The organism is Hufsiella arboris (assembly GCF_009834875.1).
GTDB lineage: Bacteria > Bacteroidota > Bacteroidia > Sphingobacteriales > Sphingobacteriaceae > Hufsiella_A > Hufsiella_A arboris.
In genome coordinates this window covers 79,670-105,544 of record NZ_WVHT01000003.1, presented here as the reverse complement: position 1 = coordinate 105,544, position 25,875 = coordinate 79,670, and the positions used below count along the sequence as shown (strand labels likewise).

At 41.0% G+C, this 25,875-nt stretch carries 21 protein-coding genes; 8 read left to right on the top strand and 13 right to left on the bottom strand.

Annotated features, from left to right (window positions below):
* Positions 1-24 precede the first annotated feature (24 nt).
* The gene (locus GS399_RS07450) at positions 25-1,731 is read left to right on the top strand and encodes an HAD family hydrolase (RefSeq protein ID WP_160843995.1); all 1,707 of its coding nucleotides are present in this window, start codon (positions 25-27) and stop codon (positions 1,729-1,731) included.
* Between the two features lie 3 nt (positions 1,732-1,734).
* Here GS399_RS07450 and GS399_RS07445 read toward each other — a convergent pair whose 3' ends face one another.
* The 3 genes from GS399_RS07445 to GS399_RS07435 form a co-directional block, all read right to left on the bottom strand.
* Positions 1,735-2,796, bottom strand: a complete 1,062-nt coding sequence (locus tag GS399_RS07445) for a mechanosensitive ion channel family protein (RefSeq protein WP_160843994.1) — start codon at positions 2,794-2,796, stop codon at positions 1,735-1,737.
* Between the two features lie 141 nt (positions 2,797-2,937).
* Positions 2,938-5,211: an aconitate hydratase gene (locus tag GS399_RS07440; protein ID WP_160843993.1), complete on the bottom strand. Its 2,274-nt coding sequence runs from the start codon at positions 5,209-5,211 to the stop codon at positions 2,938-2,940.
* Positions 5,212-5,323: 112 nt separating this feature from the next.
* Complete coding sequence (locus GS399_RS07435) at positions 5,324-9,757, bottom strand: translocation/assembly module TamB domain-containing protein (protein ID WP_237487899.1); 4,434 nt, start codon at positions 9,755-9,757, stop codon at positions 5,324-5,326.
* 78 nt (positions 9,758-9,835) lie between these two features.
* Between GS399_RS07435 and tsaD the strand changes: the two genes are divergently transcribed.
* The gene (gene tsaD, locus GS399_RS07430; protein WP_160843992.1) at positions 9,836-10,837 is read left to right on the top strand and encodes a tRNA (adenosine(37)-N6)-threonylcarbamoyltransferase complex transferase subunit TsaD; all 1,002 of its coding nucleotides are present in this window, start codon (positions 9,836-9,838) and stop codon (positions 10,835-10,837) included.
* A gap of 292 nt (positions 10,838-11,129) precedes the next feature.
* Here the strand turns inward: tsaD and recA are convergent, their stop codons facing one another.
* The 4 genes from recA to GS399_RS07410 all read right to left on the bottom strand — a co-directional run bounded on the left by recA (position 11,130) and on the right by GS399_RS07410 (position 13,948).
* Entirely contained in the window at positions 11,130-12,137 is a 1,008-nt protein-coding gene (gene recA / locus GS399_RS07425; protein WP_160843991.1) for a recombinase RecA, read from the bottom strand.
* An 88-nt stretch (positions 12,138-12,225) separates the two neighbouring features.
* Positions 12,226-12,981, bottom strand: a complete 756-nt coding sequence (gene nth, locus GS399_RS07420) for an endonuclease III (protein ID WP_160843990.1) — start codon at positions 12,979-12,981, stop codon at positions 12,226-12,228.
* 105 nt (positions 12,982-13,086) lie between these two features.
* Positions 13,087-13,284 (bottom strand): hypothetical protein, encoded by a 198-nt coding sequence (locus tag GS399_RS07415; protein WP_160843989.1) that lies wholly within the window; start codon positions 13,282-13,284, stop codon positions 13,087-13,089.
* A gap of 79 nt (positions 13,285-13,363) precedes the next feature.
* A complete protein-coding gene (locus GS399_RS07410; RefSeq protein ID WP_160843988.1) occupies positions 13,364-13,948 on the bottom strand; it encodes an RNA polymerase sigma factor in 585 nt (194 codons plus the stop codon).
* Between the two features lie 231 nt (positions 13,949-14,179).
* Between GS399_RS07410 and uvrA the strand changes: the two genes are divergently transcribed.
* From uvrA to GS399_RS07380, 6 genes are all read left to right on the top strand, one after another.
* On the top strand, positions 14,180-16,978 hold the full coding sequence (gene uvrA / locus GS399_RS07405) for an excinuclease ABC subunit UvrA (protein ID WP_160843987.1): 2,799 nt from the start codon (positions 14,180-14,182) through the stop codon (positions 16,976-16,978).
* Positions 16,979-17,044: 66 nt separating this feature from the next.
* Positions 17,045-18,214, top strand: coding sequence for a trans-sulfuration enzyme family protein (locus tag GS399_RS07400; protein WP_160843986.1), 1,170 nt, complete (start codon positions 17,045-17,047; stop codon positions 18,212-18,214).
* Between the two features lie 10 nt (positions 18,215-18,224).
* On the top strand, positions 18,225-18,644 hold the full coding sequence (locus GS399_RS07395; protein WP_160844341.1) for an OsmC family protein: 420 nt from the start codon (positions 18,225-18,227) through the stop codon (positions 18,642-18,644).
* 90 nt (positions 18,645-18,734) lie between these two features.
* Positions 18,735-19,712 carry a sulfite exporter TauE/SafE family protein gene (locus GS399_RS07390; RefSeq protein ID WP_160843985.1) on the top strand — a complete coding sequence of 326 codons (978 nt, stop codon included), beginning with the start codon at positions 18,735-18,737 and terminating at the stop codon, positions 19,710-19,712.
* A 76-nt stretch (positions 19,713-19,788) separates the two neighbouring features.
* Positions 19,789-20,322 (top strand): YceI family protein, encoded by a 534-nt coding sequence (locus GS399_RS07385; RefSeq protein ID WP_160843984.1) that lies wholly within the window; start codon positions 19,789-19,791, stop codon positions 20,320-20,322.
* Between the two features lie 63 nt (positions 20,323-20,385).
* Complete coding sequence (locus tag GS399_RS07380) at positions 20,386-21,003, top strand: LysE family transporter (RefSeq protein WP_160843983.1); 618 nt, start codon at positions 20,386-20,388, stop codon at positions 21,001-21,003.
* Here GS399_RS07380 and GS399_RS07375 read toward each other — a convergent pair whose 3' ends face one another.
* The 6 genes from GS399_RS07375 to GS399_RS07350 all read right to left on the bottom strand — a co-directional run bounded on the left by GS399_RS07375 (position 21,004) and on the right by GS399_RS07350 (position 25,761).
* The gene (locus GS399_RS07375; RefSeq protein ID WP_160843982.1) at positions 21,004-22,050 is read right to left on the bottom strand and encodes a DUF2157 domain-containing protein; all 1,047 of its coding nucleotides are present in this window, start codon (positions 22,048-22,050) and stop codon (positions 21,004-21,006) included.
* A gap of 39 nt (positions 22,051-22,089) precedes the next feature.
* The gene (locus tag GS399_RS07370; RefSeq protein WP_160843981.1) at positions 22,090-23,046 is read right to left on the bottom strand and encodes a bifunctional riboflavin kinase/FAD synthetase; all 957 of its coding nucleotides are present in this window, start codon (positions 23,044-23,046) and stop codon (positions 22,090-22,092) included.
* Positions 23,047-23,049: 3 nt separating this feature from the next.
* On the bottom strand, positions 23,050-23,763 hold the full coding sequence (gene truB / locus GS399_RS07365) for a tRNA pseudouridine(55) synthase TruB (RefSeq protein WP_160843980.1): 714 nt from the start codon (positions 23,761-23,763) through the stop codon (positions 23,050-23,052).
* Positions 23,764-23,855: 92 nt separating this feature from the next.
* The gene (locus GS399_RS07360; protein WP_160843979.1) at positions 23,856-24,650 is read right to left on the bottom strand and encodes an undecaprenyl-diphosphate phosphatase; all 795 of its coding nucleotides are present in this window, start codon (positions 24,648-24,650) and stop codon (positions 23,856-23,858) included.
* Positions 24,650-24,883 carry a DUF3098 domain-containing protein gene (locus GS399_RS07355; RefSeq protein ID WP_160843978.1) on the bottom strand — a complete coding sequence of 78 codons (234 nt, stop codon included), beginning with the start codon at positions 24,881-24,883 and terminating at the stop codon, positions 24,650-24,652. Before GS399_RS07355 ends, GS399_RS07360 begins: the two co-directional genes overlap by 1 nt.
* The gene (locus GS399_RS07350; RefSeq protein WP_160843977.1) at positions 24,883-25,761 is read right to left on the bottom strand and encodes a cell division protein FtsX; all 879 of its coding nucleotides are present in this window, start codon (positions 25,759-25,761) and stop codon (positions 24,883-24,885) included. Before GS399_RS07350 ends, GS399_RS07355 begins: the two co-directional genes overlap by 1 nt.
* Positions 25,762-25,875 lie beyond the last annotated feature (114 nt).

Sequence of the window (25,875 nt, the reverse complement as noted above, 5' to 3'; positions counted from 1 at the left end):
AGCATCTTATGATAAAAGATTTTTATGCGCTATCATGTTTTAGCTACAGATTACGATGGCACGCTTGCTCATCATGAACGCGTTTCGCAAGAAACTATCGAATCTTTAAAATCGCTCAAAGCATCTGGCCGGAAACTTATCCTGGTGACCGGAAGGGAGCTGGATGAGTTAAAGGCTTTGTTTCCTGAATACAATTTATTTGATCGCATTGTTGCGGAGAATGGTGCACTAATTTATCGCCCCGGAACGCTCGAAGAGCGCCTGTTAGGCGATGCTCCTCCACCCGAATTCGTTGCCTATTTAAGAGAAAGGAATATTTCCCCGTTGTCAGTTGGGCGTGTGATTGTCGCCACCTGGGAGCCCAACCAATTTACTGTTTTAGAAGCCATTCAGAAACTTGGAATCGAGAAGCAGGTAATTTTTAATAAAGGCGCTGTGATGGTTTTGCCGGCGGGCATCAATAAAGAAAAAGGGTTGTCAGAAGCCGTTTGCGAGCTCGGATATTCTATGCATAACGTGGTTGCCGTGGGCGACGCGGAAAACGATACGGCGATGATGGCGGCAACAGAATGCTCTGTTGCAGTGTCTAATGCGTTAGAATCAGTAAAAACTTTATGTGATTTTACAACCAAAGAAGATCACGGACGTGGTGTTAGTGAATTGATTGAAAATATTATTGAAAATGATTTGGCCGACAAAGAATCATTACTTTCACGCCACCATATTCAAATTGGCACATCTGCCGACAATGAGCCGTTTATGCTTAGTCCGTATAGCAGAGGTGTGCTTCTTGCCGGGACTTCCGGCGGTGGAAAATCGACTCTTACCAGTGCTTTTATTGAAAATCTGGCAGCTAAAAATTATCAGTTCTGCCTGATTGATCCGGAGGGCGATTATCTGGACATGCAGGGACCTATTCAACTCGGATCTTCCAGCCAGGTTCCTGAACTTGAACAAATTGTTAAAGTTTTGGATAATACCTCACAGAGCTGTGTGATTTGTACGCTTGCAATTCCCCTGGAAGACAGGCCTGCTTTCTTTTTAAAATTGCTTAATACTTTGCTTGACATGCGCAAAAATTACGGTCATCCGCATTGGTTTATTTTCGACGAAGCTCATCACCTGATTCCAAAGGAAGCCAGTGCAACTTATTTTAACATGCCTGCGCACTTCACCCGCTTTTTTGCTATCACTACCAAGCCTGAACTGATAAATGAAACTCTTGTAAAAGAAGTTGATACAATCGTTGCCTTGGGAAAGGACGCCGAAAAAACTATCCAATCATTCGCGGAAATACGTAACATAAACTTTCATTACGACCAGTCGCATAATCTGCCGCAAGGAGAAGCACTTGTTTGGAATGCAGATACCTCAAGTGCTCCCGTATTGATTAAGAGTTCCGTTCCATTAAAAGTAATGCAACGCCACCGTAAAAAATACGCGACAGGCGATATGGGGCCGGACAGTTTCTATTTTAAGGGGCCGGAAGGTAAATTGAATTTGAAAGCGTTCAACCTGAATACATTTGTTCAGCTTTCTAAAGGCGTAGATGATGAGACATGGCTTTTCCACTTAAGGAATAAAGATTACTCAAAGTGGTTTAAAGAATTCGTCAACGATGATGAGCTGTCACGGCTTACAGAACACATCGAAGAAAGCGAAAGTGACGTAACAAAATCCCGGGAAGCAATTAGTAAGCTGGTAGAAGAAAGGTACACCGCGCCGGCTTGATGATCATTCTTTTTGCAGTAACACGCGATTTTTAGGTAAGCTGTCGGGAAAACTTTCACGTATAAATGCAAGGAGATTTTCCCGTACATCGCATCGAAGATCAAACGCTTGCGAAGAGTTGCGCGCGCTCATTAAAAAGCGGACTTCTATGGTATTGGGTTTGCTGTCTGTCACCTGAACTACATTTACTCGTTTATCCCATAATGGATGATTACTTAGTAGCTCCGTCAGTTTTTCACGCAATGGCTGAATGGGCGTATCGTAGTCAAGATATAAAAAAACCGTACCTAACAATTCTGCTGATACACGGGTCCAGTTTTGGAATGGCTTTTCTATAAAATAGGTGATTGGTAAAATCAATCTGCGCTGATCCCAGATATTTACTACGACATAAGTCAATGTTATTTCTTCAACGCGGCCCCATTCTCCTTCAACAATTAAAACATCATCAATACGAATAGGTTGTGTAAAAGCGATCTGAAAACCGGCAAGTAAGTTGCCCAGCGATTTTTGTGCTGCAAAACCAATGATTATACCACCAATTCCGACGCCAGTTAATAAACCGGTGCCGATTTTTCGCATACTTTCAAAGCTTAAAAGCACGATTGCAACGGTAACAAGTGCGATAAGAGAAACGAGTATCTTTCGGATAAACTGAAGCTGTGTCCGGATTTTCCGTTCTCTCAGGTTATCGTCTTTATTGGTATCGTAATGGTGGTAAAAATAATCTTCAGCAATGTTCAGGATGCGGATTAGAACAATTGCGAAGTTTACGGTAAGAGCGATTTCGACTGCCTTGTTTAAGCCGAGATAAACCGTTTTACTCAGCTGCATGTATTCTAGGCTCGCGTTAAGAAACAAAAGCGGAATAAAAAAAGTAATAGGGCCTGCTAGGTGTTTAATTATCGTTTGAATCAAAAAGTTGGGCCACCATTTGAACAGGAATTTAAACGTATAGTGTAGGGTGATTTTAATTAAAATTCCAAGGACAATAGCAATAGCTGCGATGATCAGGTTTTTAACGAAAGGGGGTAAGGTAGAATTTACCAGGAAATCTAACTGCATACTATCCGGTTTGACCAACACTGTAAACAGGCTTTCGCATTGCTTTGTTTTGGCTGTTGCTACCTGGCCAACAAGACGAGTTGAAGAGACATAAAAAAACCGCCTTACAACAAAGTAAGGCGGTTTTACAACTTTAATTTATTAAGCTTGTTGCTGCTGCTTCATCCTGATGATGTTTAGCGCTGCACCTGCTTTAAACCACTCAATCTGTTGCTGATTATAAGTGTGATTTACAGGGAATGATTCTGAGCTTCCGTCTTCATGATGAAGTACGACAGTTAACTGCTGGCCAGGAGCAAAATCAGTTAAACCTTTGATGTCGATTGTATCATTTTCCTGGATTTTGTCGTAGTCTTTTGGATCGGCAAATGTAATACCGAGCATTCCTTGCTTTTTCAAGTTCGTTTCGTGAATACGGGCAAACGATTTTACCAATATTACTCTAACGCCAAGATGACGTGGCTCCATAGCTGCATGCTCACGTGAAGAGCCTTCACCATAATTCTCATCACCGACAACGATTGAACCAATTCCAGCAGCTTTGTATGCACGTTGCGTTGCCGGAACCGGGCCATATTCGCCTGTTAATTGATTTTTAACATGATCAGCTGTATCATTAAAATAATTAATGGCGCCGATCAGCATGTTGTTTGAAATGTTGTCAAGGTGTCCACGGAATTTTAACCATGGGCCGGCCATTGAAATATGGTCAGTTGTGCACTTTCCTTTCGCTTTGATAAGCAGCTTCAGTCCGTTAAGATCGGTGCCTTCCCATGACGGGAATACTTCAAGGATCTGTAAACGGCTTGACTCAGGGCTTACCAAAACCTGAACATGGCTTCCGTCTTCTGCCGGAGCCTGGAACCCTGCATCCTCAACCGCATAGCCTTTTATAGGCATTTGCAGGCCTTGAGGCTCGTCAAGTTTAACTTGCTCGCCTTGCTCATTTGTTAATGTGTCGGTAATCGGGTTAAATGTTAAAGTTCCGGCGATAGCCAAAGCAGTAACGATTTCCGGCGAAGCAACAAACGCATGGGTGTTCGGATTCCCGTCTGCACGTTTTGCAAAGTTTCTGTTAAAAGATGTTATGATTGAGTTTTTCTCATGCATTTCCGCGCCATGACGTGCCCATTGGCCAATACACGGTCCGCAGGCGTTTGCAAGAACAACACCGCCGATCTTTTCAAAAGTATCAAGGTACCCGTCGCGTTCAACAGTATAGCGCACCAATTCCGAACCAGGCGTTACGGTGTACTCCGATTTCGTAACCAGGTTTTTGTCGATAGCCTGTTTTGCCAAAGAAGCTGCACGGGTTATATCTTCGTATGAAGAGTTGGTACACGAACCGATCAAACCAACATCCAGTTTCGCTGGCCAGTTGTGTTCGCGTACGGCGTCCGCAAACTTAGAAAGCGGCCAGGCCAAATCTGGAGTGAACGGACCGTTGATATGCGGTTCAAGTTCAGAAAGGTTGATTTCAATAACCTGGTCAAAATATTGTTCAGGGTTATTATAAACTTCTTCGTCGCCTGTTAAGTGTTGCTTGATGGTATTTGCTAAGTCAGCTATTTCTTCACGTTTAGTGCCACGTAAATACTCTTCCGATTTTTCATCATATCCGAAGATGGAAGTTGTAGCGCCAATTTCTGCACCCATGTTGCAAATAGTGCCTTTTCCTGTTGCTGAAAGTGAACGGGCTCCTTCTCCAAAGTATTCAACGATGCATCCTGTTCCACCTTTTACAGTCAGAATACCAGCAACTTTAAGAATTACGTCCTTCGCTGACGTCCATCCTGAAAGTTTACCTGTTAATTTAACGCCAATGATTTTAGGAAATTTAAGCTCCCAGGCAAATCCGGCCATTACGTCGCATGCATCCGCACCACCTACACCAATTGCCACCATACCCAAACCGCCTGCATTAGGAGTGTGTGAATCTGTTCCGATCATCATTCCTCCGGGGAATGCATAATTTTCAATAACAACCTGGTGGATAATACCCGCGCCCGGCTTCCAGAATCCCAATCCATATTTATTGGAAACGGATGAAAGGAAATCGTAAACTTCTTTATTAGTTGTGTTCGCAGTTGCCAAATCTTCATCAGCACCTACTTTAGCCTGGATCAGGTGGTCGCAATGTACTGTAGACGGAACAGCAACTTTTGGACGCCCCGCTTGCATGAACTGCAGAAGTGCCATTTGTGCCGTCGCATCCTGCATTGCTACGCGATCCGGAGCAAAATCAACATAGGATACACCACGGTCAAAAGCTTTTGATGCTTCGCCATCCCACAAGTGTGCGTATAAAATTTTCTCTGTTAATGTTAAGGGTTTTCCAACAACACTCCGGGCAGCCTGAATACGGCTTTCCATGTTGCTGTACACTTTCCTTATCATGTCTAAGTCAAATGCCATCTTATTTATGATTGTTAAGTTACTAGAATTAGTTTCGTGCGAATTTACAAAAAAACATACACTGACCTGACGCTGTCAATGTCATTTTTTAGTTTGGAAAAAATCTAAACAATCAATTAGCGGTTGGAACAATCTTTTTATCGATCGCCTTGGCATCGGCTGGTTTTATAGCGACTGGTTTTTCCGTAGTAGCAGGATCAGGTTTCTTTTTTTGTTCTTCTTCTAAATGTTTTCTACGTTCTTCGCGCCTTTTCTGACCGATTATTATTTTCAGAAATTCTCCGAAATTATCGAACTCCTGCCGGTATACAATACCGATTGCATTAACGTATTCTTCAACAGGATTAAGAAAATTACGATTATTAAGCCTGTTTGACGCGCGGATCGATAAGCTACCGTCTTTTTTGATCAGATATGATGCTTCAACATCGTGTGCTACTGCACTACCGATAACATTAAAATCGCCGATGTTTGCGCGTGTATCGGTAACGCCGCCGGTTAAAACCAGCCGATCGTTCAACAACCTGATGGATGCGCTTGCTTCATTAAAAGAGCGAATGTTAAGATCGACAAACTTTAAGTTGAGCGACTGCGCAAGAACATTGTTAAACTGGTTGAAAAATAATTCAGTAGCTGCACTCTGGACAGTGGAATTCAATTGCTGGGTTATGTCAGTGCCGGATCCGGGCGCAAAGCTGCGGCGTAAAATCAAGCTTACCGCCTGCTGAGTAACATTCCCCTGATCGCTCAGATAGGCCTGCAATTCATCTTTAACATAAGAGTCGGACGGAAAATCAAGGTTAAAGGTAATATCGGGCCTTAGCAGGCTTCCTGTTAAAGTCATTATCGCTTCAGAAAGTACGCGTTGGTTGGCGTTGGATTGCGCGGGGATGTTAGCAGCAGTATATAAAGGTCCCAGGCTCGCGCGAACAGCATATGTTGCGTTTACGTTAATTTTAGCGTCGGTTGGATTTCCTGTCCAACGGACAGAGCCGCCGCGGTCTATTTCGAATATCTTATTTATGAAGTCCTGTGCGGTAAATTCAAATTTTCCGGTAGAAATCAGGTAATCGCCGTACATCTCAAAATCGCCCATGCTGGTGATTTTGAGATTTATTTGTGCGTCGCCACGGCCGGTTAATTTGCCAACTTCTGTAAAAATGTTGACCTCTGTTTTATTGTCAACATTTAAGATAAAGTTCATGTTAACGCCCTTAAATGACGATTCTTTTTTAGCTACAAAGTTCGAATCTTTTTTTATGAATGTGATGAAATCCTTATCACTTACTGTTTCTGCCGAATTAAGTGGAATGTTAAAAACAGTTCCATCTTCGGTTTTCGCATCAATGTCAATATTGATATTGTCAGTTGGTCCCTTAAAGCTGAAAACACCCGTAGCATAAGCAACACCATAATATAACTGATTGTCCTTTCGTGTCGTATTGAGGGCCATAAAGTTCTGTGCCGTGAGGTTAACATCGATAGTTGGATTATTTGGATCCTTCATGTCAACAGAACCATTGGCAATCGCTTCGTGATTTCTTACATCCCGTAAAATGAGGTTTTCAAGGAAAATTTTACTGTTCTCAACCTTTACGCGGTCGTTTATGTGATAAGCAGTTTTTAGGAAATTGACGGTCATTCCGGCGTTGTTCAATGACAAAGTTCCGTCAATCTGCGGGTCAGTCGCTTTTCCAGTCACCGTTAAATCTGCAGAAACTGTTCCGCTCAGGTTTGAAACCAAATCTTTTATAAACGGTTCAAAAATAACTATCTCACTTTTATCCATCCGTACCTGGAGATTCAAAGTGTTTTCGTCGGGCCTTGCGTTATAGGTGCCCTCGATGTCTAATGTTTCGAAACCTTTATTTTGAATGTTAGCTTTCGCGTTAACAAGCTTTGTTTCGTTGTCGAAATCGGCTTTGATGGTAAAGTTGCCGATCGCGGTGCTATTTACGACGACGGAATCACCTCTTAAATCGGTTTCTATATGAGGTGTTTTGCTTAGTGCCGTGACACCAATGCTGCCATTAAGCTTTCCCTTTATTAACACCCCAGCGGCGTTGGTTAACGTGTTGAGATTTGCCAGCTGGAAATTTTCAAATAGTAAATCGATATGATCTTTTGGATCTTCGGATATTATTCCGTTTATCGTTACGGACTGGTCATTTCTTGACAACTCGAAGCCCGCGATATTGATTTTATTCCGATCAAATCCAATTTTAACTTTGTCGGTTATTTTCCACTCATTATTGTTGATCACTACATCCGAAGGCAGAATGCTTAGCTTCATGGAACTGTCTGCCTTAAATTCTGCGAGACCGTTTAAGTCGAGCTGATTTGTTGCACTTTTATCGGATAGTTTAACGTTGAGATTAAGACTGTCGTTTTTTAATACGTTAGCTATGTTGACGTTTTTTATAAAAAGGCTGTCTGTCAAATCAACCCGGTCAGAAGAAATGAACACGTTTAGGGCTTGCTCGTTGTTGCTTTCATCAAGTATGAAATTATTCACCTTAATTTTCTTATACTGAATCAGGTTTGATGACGCGTTGAAGTTCGTTAAATTTTCCTGCGACTTGAACACGCCGGTTAACAAAGCTCCTTCGGGTAATTTTAAATCGGGTGCAAATAATGCGCTCAGCGGCTCAAAATACTTGATCTGTAAGTTAAAATTGAAGTTTTGCACACCTCCTTTTACAATTGTTGTTTGAAGGGATGGAACATATCGTTTCGCTACCGATTTAAAATAGGATGGAAGCGTATTGAGGTCATATTCACCTTTGATGCTTGCTTCAAGAATGTCGGAATTTACGTGCAGCTCGCGATTTGCTCCAATGCCGTTTGCATCCAGATAAACGGAATCTACAATAAATGAATTTTTCGGCGTGGTTATCCGAACGCGGTTGATTAACAGATTGCCCTGCAAGTTATTTAAGTCATTACCGGTGAAATTGGTTGTCAGTTCAGCGTCAACGGCTAACGTGTCCTTTGTAAGATTGAGATTTTTGAGATTCGCATTTTTTATCGACGATGTAAAATTAAACTCCGGCAAAGCTGGGTTCAAGTCAACACCGCCGTCGAAATCGAGTACCAGATTGTTATCGTTAATCTTTACGTTTCCATCAAAACGGTTTTTATTGAATTTTCCGTTTAAATCAATATTGTGATAAGTATAGCCCTTAAAAGTGAAATAGCTTGCCGTTGTATTAATTTGGCTGTTCAGCGTTTTTTGACTAAATCCGCGCCCCTTAATTCTTGCTGAAAGAGTTCCTCTGCCAAGCAATGGTTCGTCGGCGAGTTTGCCGAAATCGAAGTCATAAGTTTTAACAGTTCCGGAATAAACAGGCGTAGCCAACAGTTTCATGTTAACGTCAGTGACAATGCGGCCAAGTCCGGTTTTAAATTCACCAAAAGCAATAAAGTCCTTGGGGAAACCTGTAAATCTGCCTTTGAAATTTATGTTGCCAAATTTTTGAAAGAATTGCGGTACCTGCGATGTTTTTTTACCAGTCAAAGCCCGTATTATTTCATCGGCATCCCGATGGTTGCTTGCAATTTGATCGAATTTTAAATCAAGAAATGTTTCGCTGAGCTTAGGTAAGCCAGTGATATCAAAATCGCCTTTTAGATAAGTAGCATTTCCGGCTCTAACTGCGAAACTGCGCGCCTTGAAATTGTTTACATAACCATTGATACGGCCGTCAATGTGAAAGTCTACTTTATAGGGCTGCACTTCCGGAGCAAAAAAAGATATGTCGGCAGGATGAAGAAGAGAATTTTTAAAAACTCCTTTCACATATACTTTACTTACAAACCTGCTAAAATCTTTGTATTTATTAAATTTAAAGGACACATAGTCAGTTAACTTGGTTTTCGGAGTTTCCAGCAGCAGGTTTTTAAATTCCATACTATTGGTATCTATACTTGCGAGGGTCGTAAGGTTTTTAAGATAGAAACCACTTTTTTCTCTGAAAGTGAGATGGCGAACCTGAAATTTAGCCAGATGGTTTTTAGTGTCAAGGTTTAAAAAAGTGCCATTTAACTTCTTTAGATCAACATCGTCAAAATTTACGACACCTGTGATTGTTGTATCCGGGTTGTTAAAGTTTTTGTATTTGAACCCAAAGTCGTTTAGTACAATTTTATCAAAAGTAATATCATACGGCTTTCCTTTCTTTTTTACTTCAGGCTTTCCTGAACTGAAATAATTAATGATAAAACCCAGGTTTGACGAATCTTTAAAATCTTTCAGATAAAACTGTCCGTTATCTAACTGAACTGTATTAACAGATATTTTTCTAAGCTTAATGGATAAAAGGTTGAGATCGACAGTTAAGCGAGGGGCATATAGTAAAGTATCTTTTTGGAGATCCTGTACATACAGGTCTTCAAGTACTAATGACTTGAAAGGCTTTAAATACAAGCTCTTAATGTTAATTTTTGTATGCAATTCGCCAGACAAGTATTTCGCCGCCCGTTTTGCCAGATAAGTTTGAACAGGCTTAAATTGCAGCGAAAAAACCAAAGCCGATATCAATACCAATATGGTAAGGATGATCCAGAGAAATATTTTAAGAGCTTTTTTAATATTTTTGCAGAGTTAAAATTTAATCATTCAATCTTGGCTACAATTCTCGGCATCGAATCTTCTTGCGATGACACATCAGCAGCGGTATGTATAGACGGCGAAATCCGTTCAAATATTATCGCTACCCAAGCTATTCATCAAAAATTCGGAGGAGTTGTTCCTGAACTTGCATCCCGGGCACATCAACAACATATTATTCCGGTTGTGGAAGAAGCCCTGGACAGAGCAAAAATAAACAAAAATGAGATAGATGCAGTGGCATTTACCCGTGGTCCGGGTTTGCTTGGTTCATTGCTTGTCGGGACGTCATTTGCCAAGGCTTTTGCGCTAGCTCTAAATGTGCCTTTGATTGATGTTAATCATATGCAAGCTCATATACTTGCTCATTTTATCGACGATCCAAAGCCTGATTTTCCTTTTTTATGTTTAACCGTTTCAGGTGGTCATACTCAAATTGTGCTGGTTAAAAATTATTTTGACATGGAAATTGTCGGTCAAACGAATGATGACGCCGCGGGAGAGGCGTTTGATAAAACCGCCAAAATCTTAAATCTTCCATATCCGGGCGGGCCGTTGATCGATAAATATGCGCAGTTGGGAAATCCTCATGCTTATTCGTTTCCTGAACCACAGATACCAGGATTCGATTTCAGCTTTAGCGGCCTGAAGACGTCAATCCTTTATTTCATTCGCAATAACGAAAAGGAAAACTCCAATTTTGTCGAGAATAACTTAAATGACATTTGCGCGTCTGTTCAATATCGCATTGTTTCCATATTATTAAATAAACTACAAAAAGCCGCTGATCAATTTGGGATTAAAAATGTCGCTATTGCCGGAGGAGTTTCCGCAAATTCTGGTTTACGCCAGATGTTAACGGACCTGGCTGAAAGAAAGGGTTGGAACGTTTTTATTCCTCAATTTCAATACTGTACCGATAACGCTGGTATGATAGCGATAGCTGGTTATCACAAATTTTTGAATGGTGATTTTGTAGGGCAGGATACAGCCCCTCTTGCCAGAATGCCATTTTAGAAATGCCCGAAATTCCCTTAGCGATACTCGCATTAATCCTGATTTTCTCACCACAGCTTATCGCCGGATTTATGGCTCGTAGTATGGGAAGGAATTTTTGGTTCTGGTTTTGGATTTCATTTCTAATTCCTGTGATATCAGTGCTGATATTAGTTTTTCTGAAAGACAAGGATCCCGGGAGAGAACACAAGCTTGCTGATCACGTGAAAAGATGATTTAAATGAAAAGATAAGCGTAAAAAAAGCTTGGCCACTTTTAAAGTAACCAAGCCCTCTGAAGAGTTAACGGATATCTATTTCTCTTCTAATTTCTCCGCCGTAACCGATTCTTTAATGGCGTTTTCCAGTTCTTCCATTAATTCGGGGTTATCATTGATCAGTTGTTTTACAGCATCGCGACCCTGACCTAAGCGGGTATCGCCGTAACTGAACCATGATCCAGATTTTTTAACGATGTCGAAATCGACGCCAAGGTCAATGATTTCGCCTGCCTTTGAAATTCCTTCGCCAAACATTATGTCGAACTCGGCAATCCGGAATGGCGGCGCAACTTTATTTTTAACGATTTTTACTTTAACTCTATTTCCCGATACTTCATCTGAGTCTTTGATCTGCGATATACGACGAACATCTAAACGTACCGATGAGTAGAATTTTAAAGCATTACCACCGGTTGTTGTTTCAGGGTTGCCAAACATGACACCGATCTTATCACGTAACTGGTTAATGAAAATACAGCAGCATCCGGTTTTACTGATTGTTCCTGTTAACTTACGTAAAGCCTGCGACATTAAGCGGGCCTGTAATCCCATCTTCGAATCGCCCATTTCGCCTTCAATTTCACCTTTTGGAACAAGCGCCGCGACTGAGTCGATTACGATAATATCAATTGCTCCCGAACGAATCAGGTTGTCGGCAATTTCTAAAGCCTGCTCGCCGTTATCTGGCTGAGAGATCAATAGGTTTTCAATATCAACACCTAATTTTTTTGCATAAAATTTATCAAAGGCATGTTCCGCATCAATAAACGCAGCGATTCCTCCTTTTTTTTGCGACTCAGCAATAGCGTGGATAGCAAGTGTCGTTTTTCCCGATGATTCCGGTCCGTAAATTTCGATGACACGGCCTTTAGGCAGCCCTCCGATCCCTAATGCTATATCCAGTCCGATAGATCCGGTTGATATAGATTCTAAAGGTTCAACAGCCGAGTCTCCCAGCTTCATAATTGTTCCTTTGCCGTATGATTTTTCCAGTTTATCGAGAGTAAGTTGTAGGGCCTTTAATTTATCAGCGTTGCTCATTATATTAGTTTTACTGTTGCGAATTTATAAATTATTTAAAACAAATGCTAAAAATATTATCAAAATTAATTAAAATAAATGTATTAAATTATTCTGAAATCTGATACTGCTTTAGCTTTTCTGTAATTTTTCTTTTTTGATTTTTCAAAGCCTTGTCTTTTAGTTTCTTCTTATTTAGGGCTTCAGCTTTTTTTAGCGCGGTTGCAGTACCTTGCTGCTCGTAGTATTTACAGAAATATGTTAGCGGACAAATACTGCACTTTGGCGTTCGAGCGACGCAAATGTATCGTCCATGCAATATAAGCCAATGGTGAGCTATCGCGATTTTATCTTCCGGAATATATTTTACCAGTTGTTTTTCAACAGCAAGCGGCGTGCGTGCATTGGTTGTTAACCCGATCCGGTTCGATACACGGAAAACATGTGTGTCTACAGCAAGTGCAGGAGCATCATAAACTACAGATGCGATTACGTTCGCAGTTTTCCGGCCGACGCCGGGAAGTTTTTGCAATTCGTCAACTTGCGGGGGTACAACGCCGTTAAATTCATGAACCAGTTTTTTGGCCATTCCTACCAGGTGTTTCGACTTATTGTTGGGATAGCTTATGCTTCTTATATACGAAAAAACCTCTTCCGAAGTCGCCTCGGAAAGACTTTGAGCATTTGGAAAGCGTTCAAACAACGCAGGTGTTGTGAGATTTACCCGCTTGTCCGTGCATTGGGCTGATAGTATAACAGCTACCAGTAATTCGTAGGGATTGTTATAATGTAACTCGGTTTGGGCATCCGGCTGGTTTGCCGAAAAATAAGCGATAAATGCGTTGAAACGATCTTGCTTAAGCATTTACAAAGGTAAACGAATTAGCGTTAGTGCCAATCAATAAACTCAGGGCGTGGAGAAAATACAAAAGACCCGCGATCCGCAGGTCTTTCAAAAATTTTTATAAAATTAGTAAGATTTTGAAAACGCCAGAATTCTATCTACTACATCTTGTCCTGGTTCCTTTTTCAGCTGATCTAAACAAGGCTGAAGCTTGATAAATAACTGTTGATCGTCTTGGCTTAATGTATCCATAGGATATTCTGTATTACCTGTCTGGTTCGATTTGCAGGTTAACGTTTTTGCCGGTGTAAAAATATCAGTCATAAGCAATTGATTAATTTATCAAAGTAAACGTCAATTGCTGCCTAAATATTTTAAGCAAATGAAAAAAGTGTGGAAAAATTCAACACTTTAAGCTTAACTCCTTGCTTTCCAACATCTTACGAAGGTTGTTTAGGGCATATCTCATGCGTCCCAAAGCAGTATTAATGCTTACTTCGGTAATATCCGCGATCTCTTTGAATGAAAGATCGCCGTAATGGCGCATAATCAATACCTCTTTCTGCTCCGACGGTAACAGATGAATCAGTGTTTTCAGATCCTTGTACGTTTGCTCACGCACAATTTTGTCTTCAACATTTTCATCGTATACTTTAATAACGTCGAAAATATCGAAGCCATCGCCGTTCGTTATAACCGGCGTACGTTTCTCTTTTCTGAAAAAATCTATTACAAGATTGTGCGCTATCCGCAAAACCCATGGTAAAAACTTGCCTTCTTCATTATATTTTCCTGCTTTTAAAGTCTGAATAACTTTAATAAACGTATCCTGAAAAATATCCTCGGCTAAATACTGGTCTTTTACCAACAGATAGATAGATGTATAGATTTTCGACTTGTGTCTATTGATCAATTCTTGCAGACCAACTTCCTTACCAGCAACATATAGATGTATCAGCTGCTGGTCACTCATTGTTTGAATTTTCATAGGACCCCTACTTTTATTTCCCCTTTTGTATAATTATTCTTATGTAAGTAGAGTTTTATCTATAGCCGTTCTCCTGTTTTTGTTAAGTGTGTGTTGTAGATTCTGTTCCAAATGAAATAATTATTTTGTAATAATCAAAGAAATAATTATAAAAATTCAGGATAAAGCGGCTGATAGCTTATTTTTGCAGGTGCAAATTTTCCCTTCAGATAGCCAGCCATCAGTTATTGTATGAGTACAGAATCAGAGAAAGATCCGCAGAAAAATATCATTATAAAAGGCGCCCGTGTTCATAATTTAAAGAATATCGACGTTGCTATTCCTAAAAATAAACTTGTCGTTATAACCGGCATGTCGGGTTCCGGCAAATCGTCACTGGCATTTGATACGCTTTACGCGGAAGGGCAACGACGCTATGTCGAAAGCTTGTCAGCCTATGCACGTCAATTTATGGGTCGCATGAACAAACCCGACGTGGACTATATCAAAGGTATTGCTCCGGCCATAGCCATTGAACAAAAGGTAATCACAAGTAACCCGCGTTCTACGGTCGGCACTTCTACCGAAATCTACGATTACTTAAAACTTCTTTTTTCACGTATTGGAAAAACGTTTTCTCCAGTATCGGGAAAGCAGGTAAAAAAGGACTCGGTTACCGACGTGGTCAATTTTATTACAACTTTAGCCGAGGATACCTCGGTTACCATACTTTGCCCGCTTCACCCGCATAATAACCGTACCTTAAAGGAAGAACTTGCTGTGCTTTTGCAAAAAGGCTTTTTGCGAGTTGTATTTGATGAGCAGCTCAGGAAAATTGAAGACTTGTTGGAAGACCCTTCCATTAAAAATCAAAAGATATCAAGCGAGGAAGTAAAAATTGTTGTAGACCGCATTTCAGTCAACCTGGAAGAAGAAACACTGAGCCGGATCGCCGATTCAGTTCAAACAGCATTTTTTGAAGGAAAAGGAGATTGTTTTGTAGAAGAGAATGGGTTAACACATTACTTTTGCGATCGTTTCGAGCTGGATGGAATTCGTTTCGAAGAACCAAGCCCGAACTTTTTCAGTTTTAACAACCCGTATGGTGCCTGCAAGCGTTGTGAAGGTTACGGAAAGGTGATCGGCATTGACGAAGACTTGGTAATTCCTGATAAAAGTAAATCTGTATACGACGGTGCAATCGCGCCTTGGCGCGGTGAAAAAATGCGTGAGTGGCTCGACAAACTTGTTAAAAGTGCATTGAAATTTGATTTTCCAATTCACCGCGCTTATAATCAGTTAACGGAAGAACAACAAAGGCTTTTATGGGCCGGCAATCAGTACTTTCAGGGACTTGATGCTTTTTTCAAGCATCTTGAAGAGCAAACTTATAAAATTCAATACCGCGTCATGCTCTCTCGGTATCGTGGTAAAACAAACTGTCCTGAATGCAAGGGTAGCAGGCTCAGGCAGGATGCCACATTTGTAAAAATTGATGGCAAATCCATAACCGACATTGTTTTAATGCCGCTTGATAAAGCCCTCGACTTCTTTTCAGGGTTGGAACTAAACGAAACGGAATCAAAAATATCTAAACGCCTGCTACTTGAAATAACAAACCGGATTAAGTTCCTGAATGATGTCGGGTTAAGTTACCTTACATTAAACCGGTTATCGAACACGCTCTCAGGAGGCGAGTCACAACGAATCAACCTTGCCACTTCGCTTGGCAGCTCACTGGTTGGCTCCGTTTATGTTTTGGACGAACCGAGCATTGGCCTGCATCCGCGGGATACTAACCGGCTTATTAGCGTTTTAAAATCGTTGCGAGACGTAGGAAATACTGTTTTGGTTGTGGAGCATGAGGAAGAAATCATGCAGGCAGCCGATCATTTAATTGATATAGGTCCGGAGGCAGGAACCCAGGGTGGAAACCTCATTTTTACAGGAACCTATGATGAAATTCTTATTGATAAGCATAGTTTAACCGGGAAATATTTAAGTCGTACAGAGGAAATTGCCATACCGGCGACAAGACGTAAGTGGAGCAATTTTATAGAAATAAAAGGTGCGCGTGAAAATAATCTTAAAAACATCGATGTCAAGTTTCCGCTGAATGTTTTCACTTGTGTTACCGGTGTGTCGGGGTCCGGAAAAACGAGTTTGGTTAAGCGGATTCTTCAGCCAGCCCTTCAAAAATCAATCGGTAATTATTCCGGTGAACAAACCGGCTCATATAACTCGCTGGAAGGTGATTATAATTTAATACAGCAGGTTGAGCTGGTGGATCAAAATCCAATTGGCAGATCTTCACGTTCGAATCCGGTGACATATGTTAAAGCATGGGATGAAATAAGAAATCTGTATGCCTCGCAGGCGTCGGCCAAAGCAGCGGGACTTAAACCAGCGGCATTCTCTTTTAATGTAGAGGGCGGACGTTGTGATGTTTGCCAGGGCGAAGGTGAGGTGAAAATAGAGATGCAGTTTATGGCGGATATCTTTTTGCCATGTGAAGCCTGTGATGGTAAGCGCTTTAAACAGCATGTTCTTGATATTACGTACAAGGAAAAGAATGTCTCAGAAGTGCTTGATCTGACGATTGACGAAGCATTGGAATTTTTTAAAGATGAGCCTAAGATCATTTCCAAACTTCAGCCTTTAGCAGATGTTGGGCTTGGCTACGTACACCTCGGGCAGTCGTCAAACACACTTTCCGGCGGCGAAGCACAACGTATTAAACTTGCGTCGTTCCTGATTAAGGGTAACAACAGTTCAAAAACACTTTTCATTTTTGATGAGCCGACAACAGGCTTGCATTTTCACGATATAAAAAAGCTGCTTAAATCATTTGACGCATTGATAAATCAGGGTAATACAATCCTGGTAATTGAGCACAATATGGATGTCATCAAATGTGCCGATTGGGTAATTGATATCGGACCAGAAGGTGGCGACCGGGGTGGCGAACTTGTATTTGAAGGTGTGCCTGAAGATTTGATTAAAGAAAAGAAATCATACACCGGAGAGTATTTAAAACAGCGTTTCGACTAAGTTTTTAGGAAAGCAATTGCTTTTACATGATGAACTTTAAATGTTCATTATGTAAGTTTGCGCGTCATGAAAGAAGAATCGAAACTGATCCGTAGCCAGGTACAGCGTAGTCATAACCGCGAGCATTCTGTCCCCTTATACCTAACCTCCAGCTTTATTTTTGATGACGCTGAGCAGGGGAGAGCCATTTTCGCAGAAGAGGAAGAAGGAAATATTTACTCGAGATACTCTAACCCGAATACGTCAGAATTCATCCAAAAGATTTGCGAACTTGAAGGCGCTGAAGATGGCTTATCATTTTCTTCAGGTATGGCAGCTGTTTTTGCTTCTTTCGCGGCGCTGCTAAAAAGTGGCGACCATGTGATTGCCTGCCGGTCAATTTTTGGTTCTACACATCAGCTGCTTACACAATTGCTGCCGCGATGGGGGATAACCAGCAGTTATGTTGATGCAGCAACGCCCGATAACTGGGAAGAGGCAATTACTCCGAATACTAAAATGATTTTCCTGGAAACCCCATCTAACCCTGGTTTAGAGTTAATCGACCTGGAATGGCTCGGAAAGTTCAAGGAAAAATATCCTCACATTATTTTAAATGTGGATAACTGTTTCGCAACGCCATATTTACAAAAACCTATTCAATACGGCGTCGATATAGTGAGTCACTCCGCAACTAAGTACATGGATGGACAAGGCCGTGTGTTAGGCGGAATAGTTGTCGGACGCGCTGATTTAATTAAAGAAATGCTGTTTTTTATCAGGCATACTGGTCCGGCTATGTCGGCCTTCAATGCCTGGATATTTTCAAAAAGTTTGGAAACTCTTCCAATCCGGATGGACAGGCATTGCAGTAATGCCCTCGCTGTTGCCGAAATGCTTGAAAGTAATACGGAAGTAGAAGAGGTTCGCTATCCTTATCTTCCCTCGCATCCGCAATACGAATTGGCGAAGAAGCAGATGAAACAAGGTGGAGGTATTGTTACTTTCGTGATAAAAGGAGGATTTGAGCGTGCAAAACGATTTTTGGATGCTTTGCAAATGATTCTTATTTCCTCAAACCTTGGCGACTCAAGGACAATAGCAACTCATCCTGCTTCAACCACTCATTCGAAGCTGACAGATGAGGAGCGAGCGAAGATTATTATTTTTCCAGGTACCATTCGAATTTCAGTAGGATTGGAAAGCATTGACGACATTCTTAAAGATGTTAGTCAGGCGCTTGAAAATTCAAAATAGTCAAAGCCTTATGAAAGTAGAGTTAAAAAGAGTAAACAATGCGGTACACTTCGAAGGTTCAGCCGCTTCATCGTCTGTTAAAGTACATATAGATGGTTCGCCGGAAATTGGTGGACAAGAGCTTGGTTCAAGGCCTATGGAATTGGTTTTGATGGCATTGGCATCCTGTAGTTCACTTGACCTGGTTTCTATTCTTAAAAAGCAAAAGCAGGAAATCGTCGATTTTTCTGTATCGACTGAGGGCGAACGTCGCGAAGCTATCCCGCATATCTTCACGACGATTCATATGACCTTTAACTTGTCAGGTAAAATTGATCAGGCAAAAGCCGAAAAAGCTGCCGAATTGGCAGTTAAAAAATATTGCTCTGTTCACGATATGCTTGCTGCCGGCGGAGTAGATATTACCTACGAAGTCGTTTTAAACAATTAATCTAGCAACGTTAGCTAAGTAAAAATAAATTCTACTAAATCTATAGATTGTATATCTTTGCTAGCTCACGAAATTGTGAGCAGATAAAGTATGAGTGAGCAATCCATTCTTAACACAAATATAGTAGCAGAAAAACCCTCTGCTGAAGAAAGCCAGCCGCTTTTGCAAGATGAGGTTATTAAAATTAAAGAACCGGGTAAGATTAAGTTCTGGATATGGTTCCTGGCTTTTGCAGTTGTTGCTGCAGCCCTAGCCACCGTGTGGTTTAGCAATGAACTTTTCCGTGATTTCGTCGAAAATATAGAACCAACTTTTTATTATTTCCTGGCAGCCGGGTTTGTGTTCGCTATGATCGACGGCGCGATTGGTATGTCTTATGGTGTGACATCAACTTCTTTTTCTCTTTCGATGGGAATTCCTCCAGCGTCGGCAAGTACAGCCGTGCATTTGTCAGAAATTCTGAGCTGCGGAATAGCCGGCTGGATGCATAAAAGGATGGGAAATATCAATAAACGGTTGTTTTGGCTGCTCATTGTCCCCGGAATTATTGGCGCCGTAACAGGGGCTTACCTTTTGTCGTCCCTTGAACATTACAGTACTTATACCAAGCCTGTGGTGTCGGTATATACCCTGATACTAGGCTGGGTAATCTTGTCAAAAGCCATCAACCTTAAAAAGAAAACCCATAAACAGAAAAAGATTAAAAACATACGTTTATTAGGCTTCGGTGGTGGTTTTATCGATGCCGTTGGTGGCGGCGGCTGGGGTTCTATCGTTTTATCATCTCTTATAGCAGGTGCCCGTAACCCGAGAACATCACTGGGCACTGTCAAGGCGACACGTTTTTTTATCGCAATATTAAGCTCATTGACGTTTGTTACTATGCTGAAAACTATCCATTGGGATGCAGTTGCCGGTTTGGTAATAGGCAGTGCCATTGCGTCACCTATCGCCGCAAAGGTTTCCAATAGAATTTCCGCTAAAACTATTATGGTTGCAGTTGGGTTTATTGTGATTTTAGTTAGTTTAAAGAGTATTTATACCTTTATAACTAAACTGCCGATATAAGCTGACATTAAAATTACATGTTTAAACATCTATTGGCTTTATCTTTGATAAACTCCTATTAAAAATAATAAACGTTATGGCAACAGAAAAATGGGTATTGGACCCTCTCCATTCAGAAGTACAGTTTAAGGTTAAACACCTTGTAATTTCGACAGTAACCGGCAGTTTTAAAAATTTCGAAGGTAACCTGGAAACTGAAGGTAATGATTTTTCAAACGCTAAGATCAACTTCTCATTAGACGTAAACAGCATTGACACTAACCAGGCAGATCGTGATAATCACCTTAAATCTGCAGATTTCTTTGATGCCGATTCTCACCCTAAAATTTCTTTTGAATCAACTTCATTTACAAAGGATGGTGATGATGAATATGAATTAGCCGGAAATCTGACAGTTAAAGGTGTAACCAAGCCCGTTACCCTGGAAGTGGAGCATGGCGGTATCGCAACCGATTTTTACGGTAATACAAAGGCTGGCTTTGAAGTAAAAGGTAAAATCAGCCGCAAAGAATTTGGATTAACATGGGACGGCATTACAGAGGCCGGAGCAATTGTTGTAGGCGATGATGTTAAATTAATCATCAACGTACAATTCGCTAAACAAGCCTAAACCATAAAGCTATTTTTAGCCGACAAAAAATTAAGCATGTGCATTTAAATTCTATTTTTGCACATGCTTTTTTTAAACTTCCTTGTTGGCCTGGCCATAAACTTCATTGGCTATATTCCGCTAGGAAATATTAATCTCACCGTCGTTCAGCTTACCATCAATCGTGGCATTCGTCACGTAATGTATTTCATTGTAAGTTTCTGCATTATCGAGTTCTTTTTTACCTACGCGGTAATGTATTTTGCCGATTGGTTTTCAGGGCAAAAAAAACTTATCTTCTGGCTTGACTGGATATTGATTGTCATTTTACTTATTATGGCAATCATCACCTGGCGAAGCAATGCCAGCGAAAAAACAGCCGATTATTCGAAAGGGGACAGCATCAAGTACGGAGTTATTTTAGGATTTGTAAACCCAATGCAAATTCCCTACTGGACGGTTTGGGGCACTTACCTGATATCGCACGAATGGATTGTTACTAATGAAGGTTCGGGTTCACTGGCAATTTTTAGCTTGGGGGCCGCAGTTGGCGCATTCTTAATTCTCTACCTTTTTGCCCGGTTTAGCAGTTACCTGCACGAAAAATTTGAGATCAGTAGTAAACTGATCAATCATGGAATATCGATCGTTTTAGTTTTGCTTGCGCTATTGATCCTGGCAAAGATTATTTTCCATTTTTAGCTATTTTTTCAGGAATTCCAGGTTCCATATCTTTTCGGCTTTTCTTCCAATCAGCCAGAATGAAAGCGCCAGTATTGCGAAGAATATAGTTTTGTTAGTGTTATCCCAAAAGTATTCAAAGTACCTGGTATAGATATTAATCAGCAGAAACGTTATTCCAAACTCGCGTGCTATTTCGTCTTTTGTTTTCAGGCCAAAGAGAGTAAAACCGATGGCTACGAATGCCGAAAAAATTGCCCAATAAAACAGATGAATTTGTTTGATTTTAAGCCATTCGTCAATACTTCCAAAATTTCCAAAAACAGACAGGAGCCATAAAGAAATAAACAAGTAAAGCATTCCAACCAGGTAGGTAAGAGTATGGAAACCCTGCAGCGGTTTAAACTGTCGCATCAGAAAGCTAAATAAAACGATCAGGGCGCCGAACAGTACAAATCTCAACGGATAGTTCATGCCAAGGAAATAATAACTCCAGTCCGTTTGATAGCCTGTCTCGGTGCCGAACCAGCTTCCTAATGATATTAAGGCGAAGATCCAGATGAGATTGGAGTTGAACGAATAAGCAAGATACCCATAAATAAAAACCGAGATCAGAAACAGAATAGAAAAATGTCCGGAGCCGTTATCAAAAGCCTTCCCTGTAAATGCGATAAAATTTGCTGTAAACAACACCGCAAGAAAAACAACTGCCTCATTGCTGAAAACTTTCTGAGGCTGATGTTTCTGAAGTAATCTGCCCCGGTAAAATAAAAAAGCGGCAACTCCTCCGGAGAGGATTCCGATGATAATATCGGGGGTATCATACAGCTTTTTAAGCCAGCGGATGACGGTATCGTCGATAATCAGAGAAGCAATCGCGACAATTCCGCAAACCAGGGCGATCCAAAACGAATACTGTGCAAGCCGCTTCCAGTCAAAGCCTTTTACATGATAACTATCCTGAAGCTTTTGTACTTGTTCGCCGTTGAGGAGGTTTTCTTCCCGCCAGTATTTAATTGTTTGATCGAGAAAATTCGCTTCGTTTTTATCAAGGTTGAGTTTGGCCACAATAATCGCATCTGTTGCGATGAAGTTAGGGCTTTCGCTCTATCCTAGCAAATTTAAGGTAGTTTGCATATCGATTTTAAGTTGCTCTTTCAGCTCGTCGAGATTATTGAATTTTAAATCTCCCCGGATAAAATCGTAGAAATGGAAACGGATCATGCGGCCGTAAATATCTTCGCTGAAGTTAAAAAGATTGACCTCTATGTTATGTGTCATACCGTTTATTGTGGGCCGGTGACCGATATAACCCATCCCTTTTAAGTTAGACGAGCCTTTTGCAGGGGTCATACTTTTCGGATCAAAAATGTCCACTTTCACCGCGTAAACTCCGTCTGCCGGAATTAATTTATAGGTTTCTTCAACAAATAAATTAGCAGTGGGGAATCCAAGTTTTCGCCCGATCTGATCGCCCTTGATAACCTTTCCGGTAAGATGGAAGTGATAACCTAAAAATTCAGAAGCAGTTTTTACATCAGATTTTTGAAGTGCATTTCTGATTCTCGTGGAGCTGACAATTACTTCGTTTTTTTCCTGTTCGGTAATTTCTTCAACATCAAATCCAAATTGCTTTCCGAAAACTTCCAGGTCTTCGAAGCTTCCCTGGCGGTCTTTCCCAAAACGATGATCGTAACCGACAACGATATGTTTGGTCCCGATCTGATTCACCAGCACCTGCTCCACGTACTCAAGCGGAGAAAGGTTTGAGAAATCACGCGTAAACGGAGTAATGATTACATGATCAATACCGGCTTTTTCAAGTAATTCAATTTTCTCCGGGATAGTAGTCAGCATTTTGAGGCTTGAATCTTCGGGATGAAGGATCATCCTAGGATGCGGAAAAAATGTAAGAATTACGGTTTCTCCACCAGTTTTCTGAGCTTTTTCCTTTAACCTGTCAATTATTTTCTGGTGACCAATGTGTACACCATCAAACGTTCCGATGGTAACTACAGCATTTTTTAATCTCGAAAAATCATTGATATGATTGTAAACCTTCATGTGCTAAACTAATGAGCCTTGTTCTTTTAATTGCCTGATATGATTGACCAGCTCCATAACCTCGTATGCGTCGTCGATTTGAAAATCACCGCTTCTGGTTCGCCTCAGTTTCGAAAGGTAAGCGCCATTGTTTAAGCTTTTTCCGAAATCGTGCACAAGCGATCGGATATAAGTTCCCTTACTGCAAACTACACGAAAATCGACTTCGGGAAGTTCAATCCTGGTAATCTCAAACTCGGTAATAGTTACTTTCCTTGTCTTGAGTTCAATTGTCTCGCCCCGCCTGGCTTTTTCGTACAGGCGTTCGCCGTCGACTTTGATCGCCGAGTGTGCCGGAGGATACTGATCGATCTCGCCAATAAACTGGGAGCAGTTTGCGTTAATTTGGTCCGGGTTAAGGTGGTCGAATGAGAAAGTGTTGTCAACCTCTGTTTCCAGATCGTAAGATGACGTGGTGGCACCTAAGATCATCGTGCCGGTGTATTCCTTTTCCTGGGCCTGGTATTCATCAATTTTTTTTGTCGACTTACCGGTGCAAACGATCAGCAAACCTGTTGCCAGGGGATCTAACGTACCGGCATGGCCAACCTTTAATTTTAATGGTTTGAAGCTGTTACGGATTTTTCCTACAACGTCGAAGCTGGTCCAGTGGTAGGGCTTGTTTATGAGTAGTAATTCGCCTTCGGCGAAATGGAAATCTTTAAATTGCTTGTTCACAGAACGTCCTGTTTTCTATGTCAGTTTTCAATGTCTTATAAACTGACGCGGCAAAAATAACCTGCAAAATTTAATTACAGAAATTAGCCGGATTAAATGACCTGTAAATTATGGCCGGAAAGTAAAAACGCAAGAATAATACCGCCTACAATGATACGGTACCAGCCGAATATCCGGAATCCTTTGGTCTGAAGAAAGGTTATGAATCCTTTTATAGCAATCAACGCTACGATGAAAGCTATCACATTGCCTATGATGAGCAATTTAACCTGGTCGCTCCCTACGTGATAGCCGTCTTTATAAAAATCATATAGTTTTTTCGCCGTCGCACCGAACATGGTAGGCACCGCCAGGAAAAAGGAAAATTCAGCTGCAGCCTTCCGCGAAAGTTTTTGAGCCATTCCTCCAACAATAGTCGCTGCTGAACGGGATGTTCCGGGAATCATAGACAAACATTGGAAGAAGCCGATTATAAGGCTTTGACGGTAAGTGATTTTATCTGTTGTGTCAATAGTTGGCTTGTTGAACCATTTATCTACAAATAATAAAATGACACCTCCAACAACTAGCGCTATAGCAACTCCCAGCGGACTTTCTAATAGCTCGTCAATTTTTTTGCTGAACAATAATCCAAATACCGCCGCAGGAATAAAAGCAACGAGAAGCTTTAAATAGAATTCGAAGGTTTGAAAGAAACGCCTGAAGTAAAGGACGATAACAGAAAGTATCGCGCCTAATTGAATAGCGACTGTAAAAAGTTTAACAAATTCATCGGATTGAATGCCCATCAGCGATGAAGCGAGGATCATGTGTCCTGTAGATGATACCGGTAAAAATTCTGTCAGGCCTTCAACAATAGCCAGGACAATGGTTTCGAAAAGATTCATTAAGCGTGATCAGGCTTTTTTAAGATCGCGTAAAATCCGATGGCAAAACCAACAAGAACGACGAAAGGTGCTAAAACAGTTTTTCTGAAATCATAGATATCTGTTTCGCCGATCATTAAAATAAAACCCAATACAACAACACCAATGCTGATCAGCATAAAACGGTAGTTGGATTTTCCGAAAATAAACTGAACTTTTTTAGTTTCAGTTGATACAGTTTTCTTTTGTGCCATTATCTGTAAAGGTCGTAAATTTTTAAACGTAAATACCTGCTGACGGCAAAGTAGGTGCTCAACCCGCTTATTAATATGCCGATGCCTATAACTGCCAGGAAAACGACGCCGAACTCAAACCAGTTCCTGAGTATTACAAGTTCCGGCACTTGCTGTTGGGCGAAGTAAAGCGCGCCAAGGAGCAGGATTATCGCAATCAATCCCGCTAATAATCCATGAAGTAATCCATAACCCAAAAACGGTTTACGGATGAAGTTTTTAGTAGCGCCAACTAATTGCATGCTTTTTATCAGAAAGCGCTGCGAATAAATAGCCAGGCGGATGGTATTGTTAATGAGAGCTACGGCGATGAACATTAAAACGACAGCGCTTCCCAAAATGATCAGGCCGATAAGTCTGATGTTTTGGTTCACCATGTCGATCAATGATTTTTGATAGATAACTTCCTTAACCATAACATTTTGCCCTAGCTGCTTGCTCAACTTCTCGATACTAGCATTATTGGCATAGTCGGCCTTCATATAAACGTCTATAGAAGAAAGCAGCGGGTTGTATCCAAGGAATTCCACGAAATCTTCGCCCAGATCCTTAGTTAAGTTTCGTGCCGCGAGCTCTTTGCTCACATACTGTGTTTTTAAAACGTAGGGATTTGAATCTATCTGTTTTTGAAGAGCGAGTACGTCGACTTCTTTTGCGCCATCATTAACGATAATGTTCAAAACGATGTTTTCTTTCACATAGTCGGAAAGATTTTTGGCGTGAACAAGTATCAGTCCCAATAAACCAACCATCAGCAAAACCAGCGAAATGCTTATAACGGTTGAGACGTAAATGGTTTTCGTTTTCTTGGACGCGGAACTTGGTTCAAATTCTTCCATGTAATTTGTATTGAACTGCGAAAATAAATATTTAAGTGTACAAACGTAAAAAAGTGCGTATTTAATATCTCAGATTCAGCTGCGTTTTTCTTTTCATTTACTACGTTCCGCATT

Bases quoted from the DNA above. Each gene is read 5' to 3' on its own strand.
- GS399_RS07450 (WP_160843995.1), top strand. From the start codon at position 25: ATGCGCTATCATGTTTTAGCTACAGATTACGATGGCACGCTTGCTCAT.
- GS399_RS07445 (WP_160843994.1), bottom strand. From the start codon at position 2,796: ATGCAGTTAGATTTCCTGGTAAATTCTACCTTACCCCCTTTCGTTAAA.
- GS399_RS07440 (WP_160843993.1), bottom strand. From the start codon at position 5,211: ATGGCATTTGACTTAGACATGATAAGGAAAGTGTACAGCAACATGGAA.
- recA (WP_160843991.1), bottom strand. From the start codon at position 12,137: ATGAGCAACGCTGATAAATTAAAGGCCCTACAACTTACTCTCGATAAA.
- nth (WP_160843990.1), bottom strand. From the start codon at position 12,981: ATGCTTAAGCAAGATCGTTTCAACGCATTTATCGCTTATTTTTCGGCA.
- GS399_RS07415 (WP_160843989.1), bottom strand. From the start codon at position 13,284: ATGACTGATATTTTTACACCGGCAAAAACGTTAACCTGCAAATCGAAC.
- GS399_RS07410 (WP_160843988.1), bottom strand. From the start codon at position 13,948: ATGAAAATTCAAACAATGAGTGACCAGCAGCTGATACATCTATATGTT.
- uvrA (WP_160843987.1), top strand. From the start codon at position 14,180: ATGAGTACAGAATCAGAGAAAGATCCGCAGAAAAATATCATTATAAAA.
- GS399_RS07400 (WP_160843986.1), top strand. From the start codon at position 17,045: ATGAAAGAAGAATCGAAACTGATCCGTAGCCAGGTACAGCGTAGTCAT.
- GS399_RS07395 (WP_160844341.1), top strand. From the start codon at position 18,225: ATGAAAGTAGAGTTAAAAAGAGTAAACAATGCGGTACACTTCGAAGGT.
- GS399_RS07390 (WP_160843985.1), top strand. From the start codon at position 18,735: ATGAGTGAGCAATCCATTCTTAACACAAATATAGTAGCAGAAAAACCC.
- GS399_RS07385 (WP_160843984.1), top strand. From the start codon at position 19,789: ATGGCAACAGAAAAATGGGTATTGGACCCTCTCCATTCAGAAGTACAG.
- GS399_RS07380 (WP_160843983.1), top strand. From the start codon at position 20,386: ATGCTTTTTTTAAACTTCCTTGTTGGCCTGGCCATAAACTTCATTGGC.
- GS399_RS07370 (WP_160843981.1), bottom strand. From the start codon at position 23,046: ATGAAGGTTTACAATCATATCAATGATTTTTCGAGATTAAAAAATGCT.
- GS399_RS07360 (WP_160843979.1), bottom strand. From the start codon at position 24,650: ATGAATCTTTTCGAAACCATTGTCCTGGCTATTGTTGAAGGCCTGACA.
- GS399_RS07355 (WP_160843978.1), bottom strand. From the start codon at position 24,883: ATGGCACAAAAGAAAACTGTATCAACTGAAACTAAAAAAGTTCAGTTT.
- GS399_RS07350 (WP_160843977.1), bottom strand. From the start codon at position 25,761: ATGGAAGAATTTGAACCAAGTTCCGCGTCCAAGAAAACGAAAACCATT.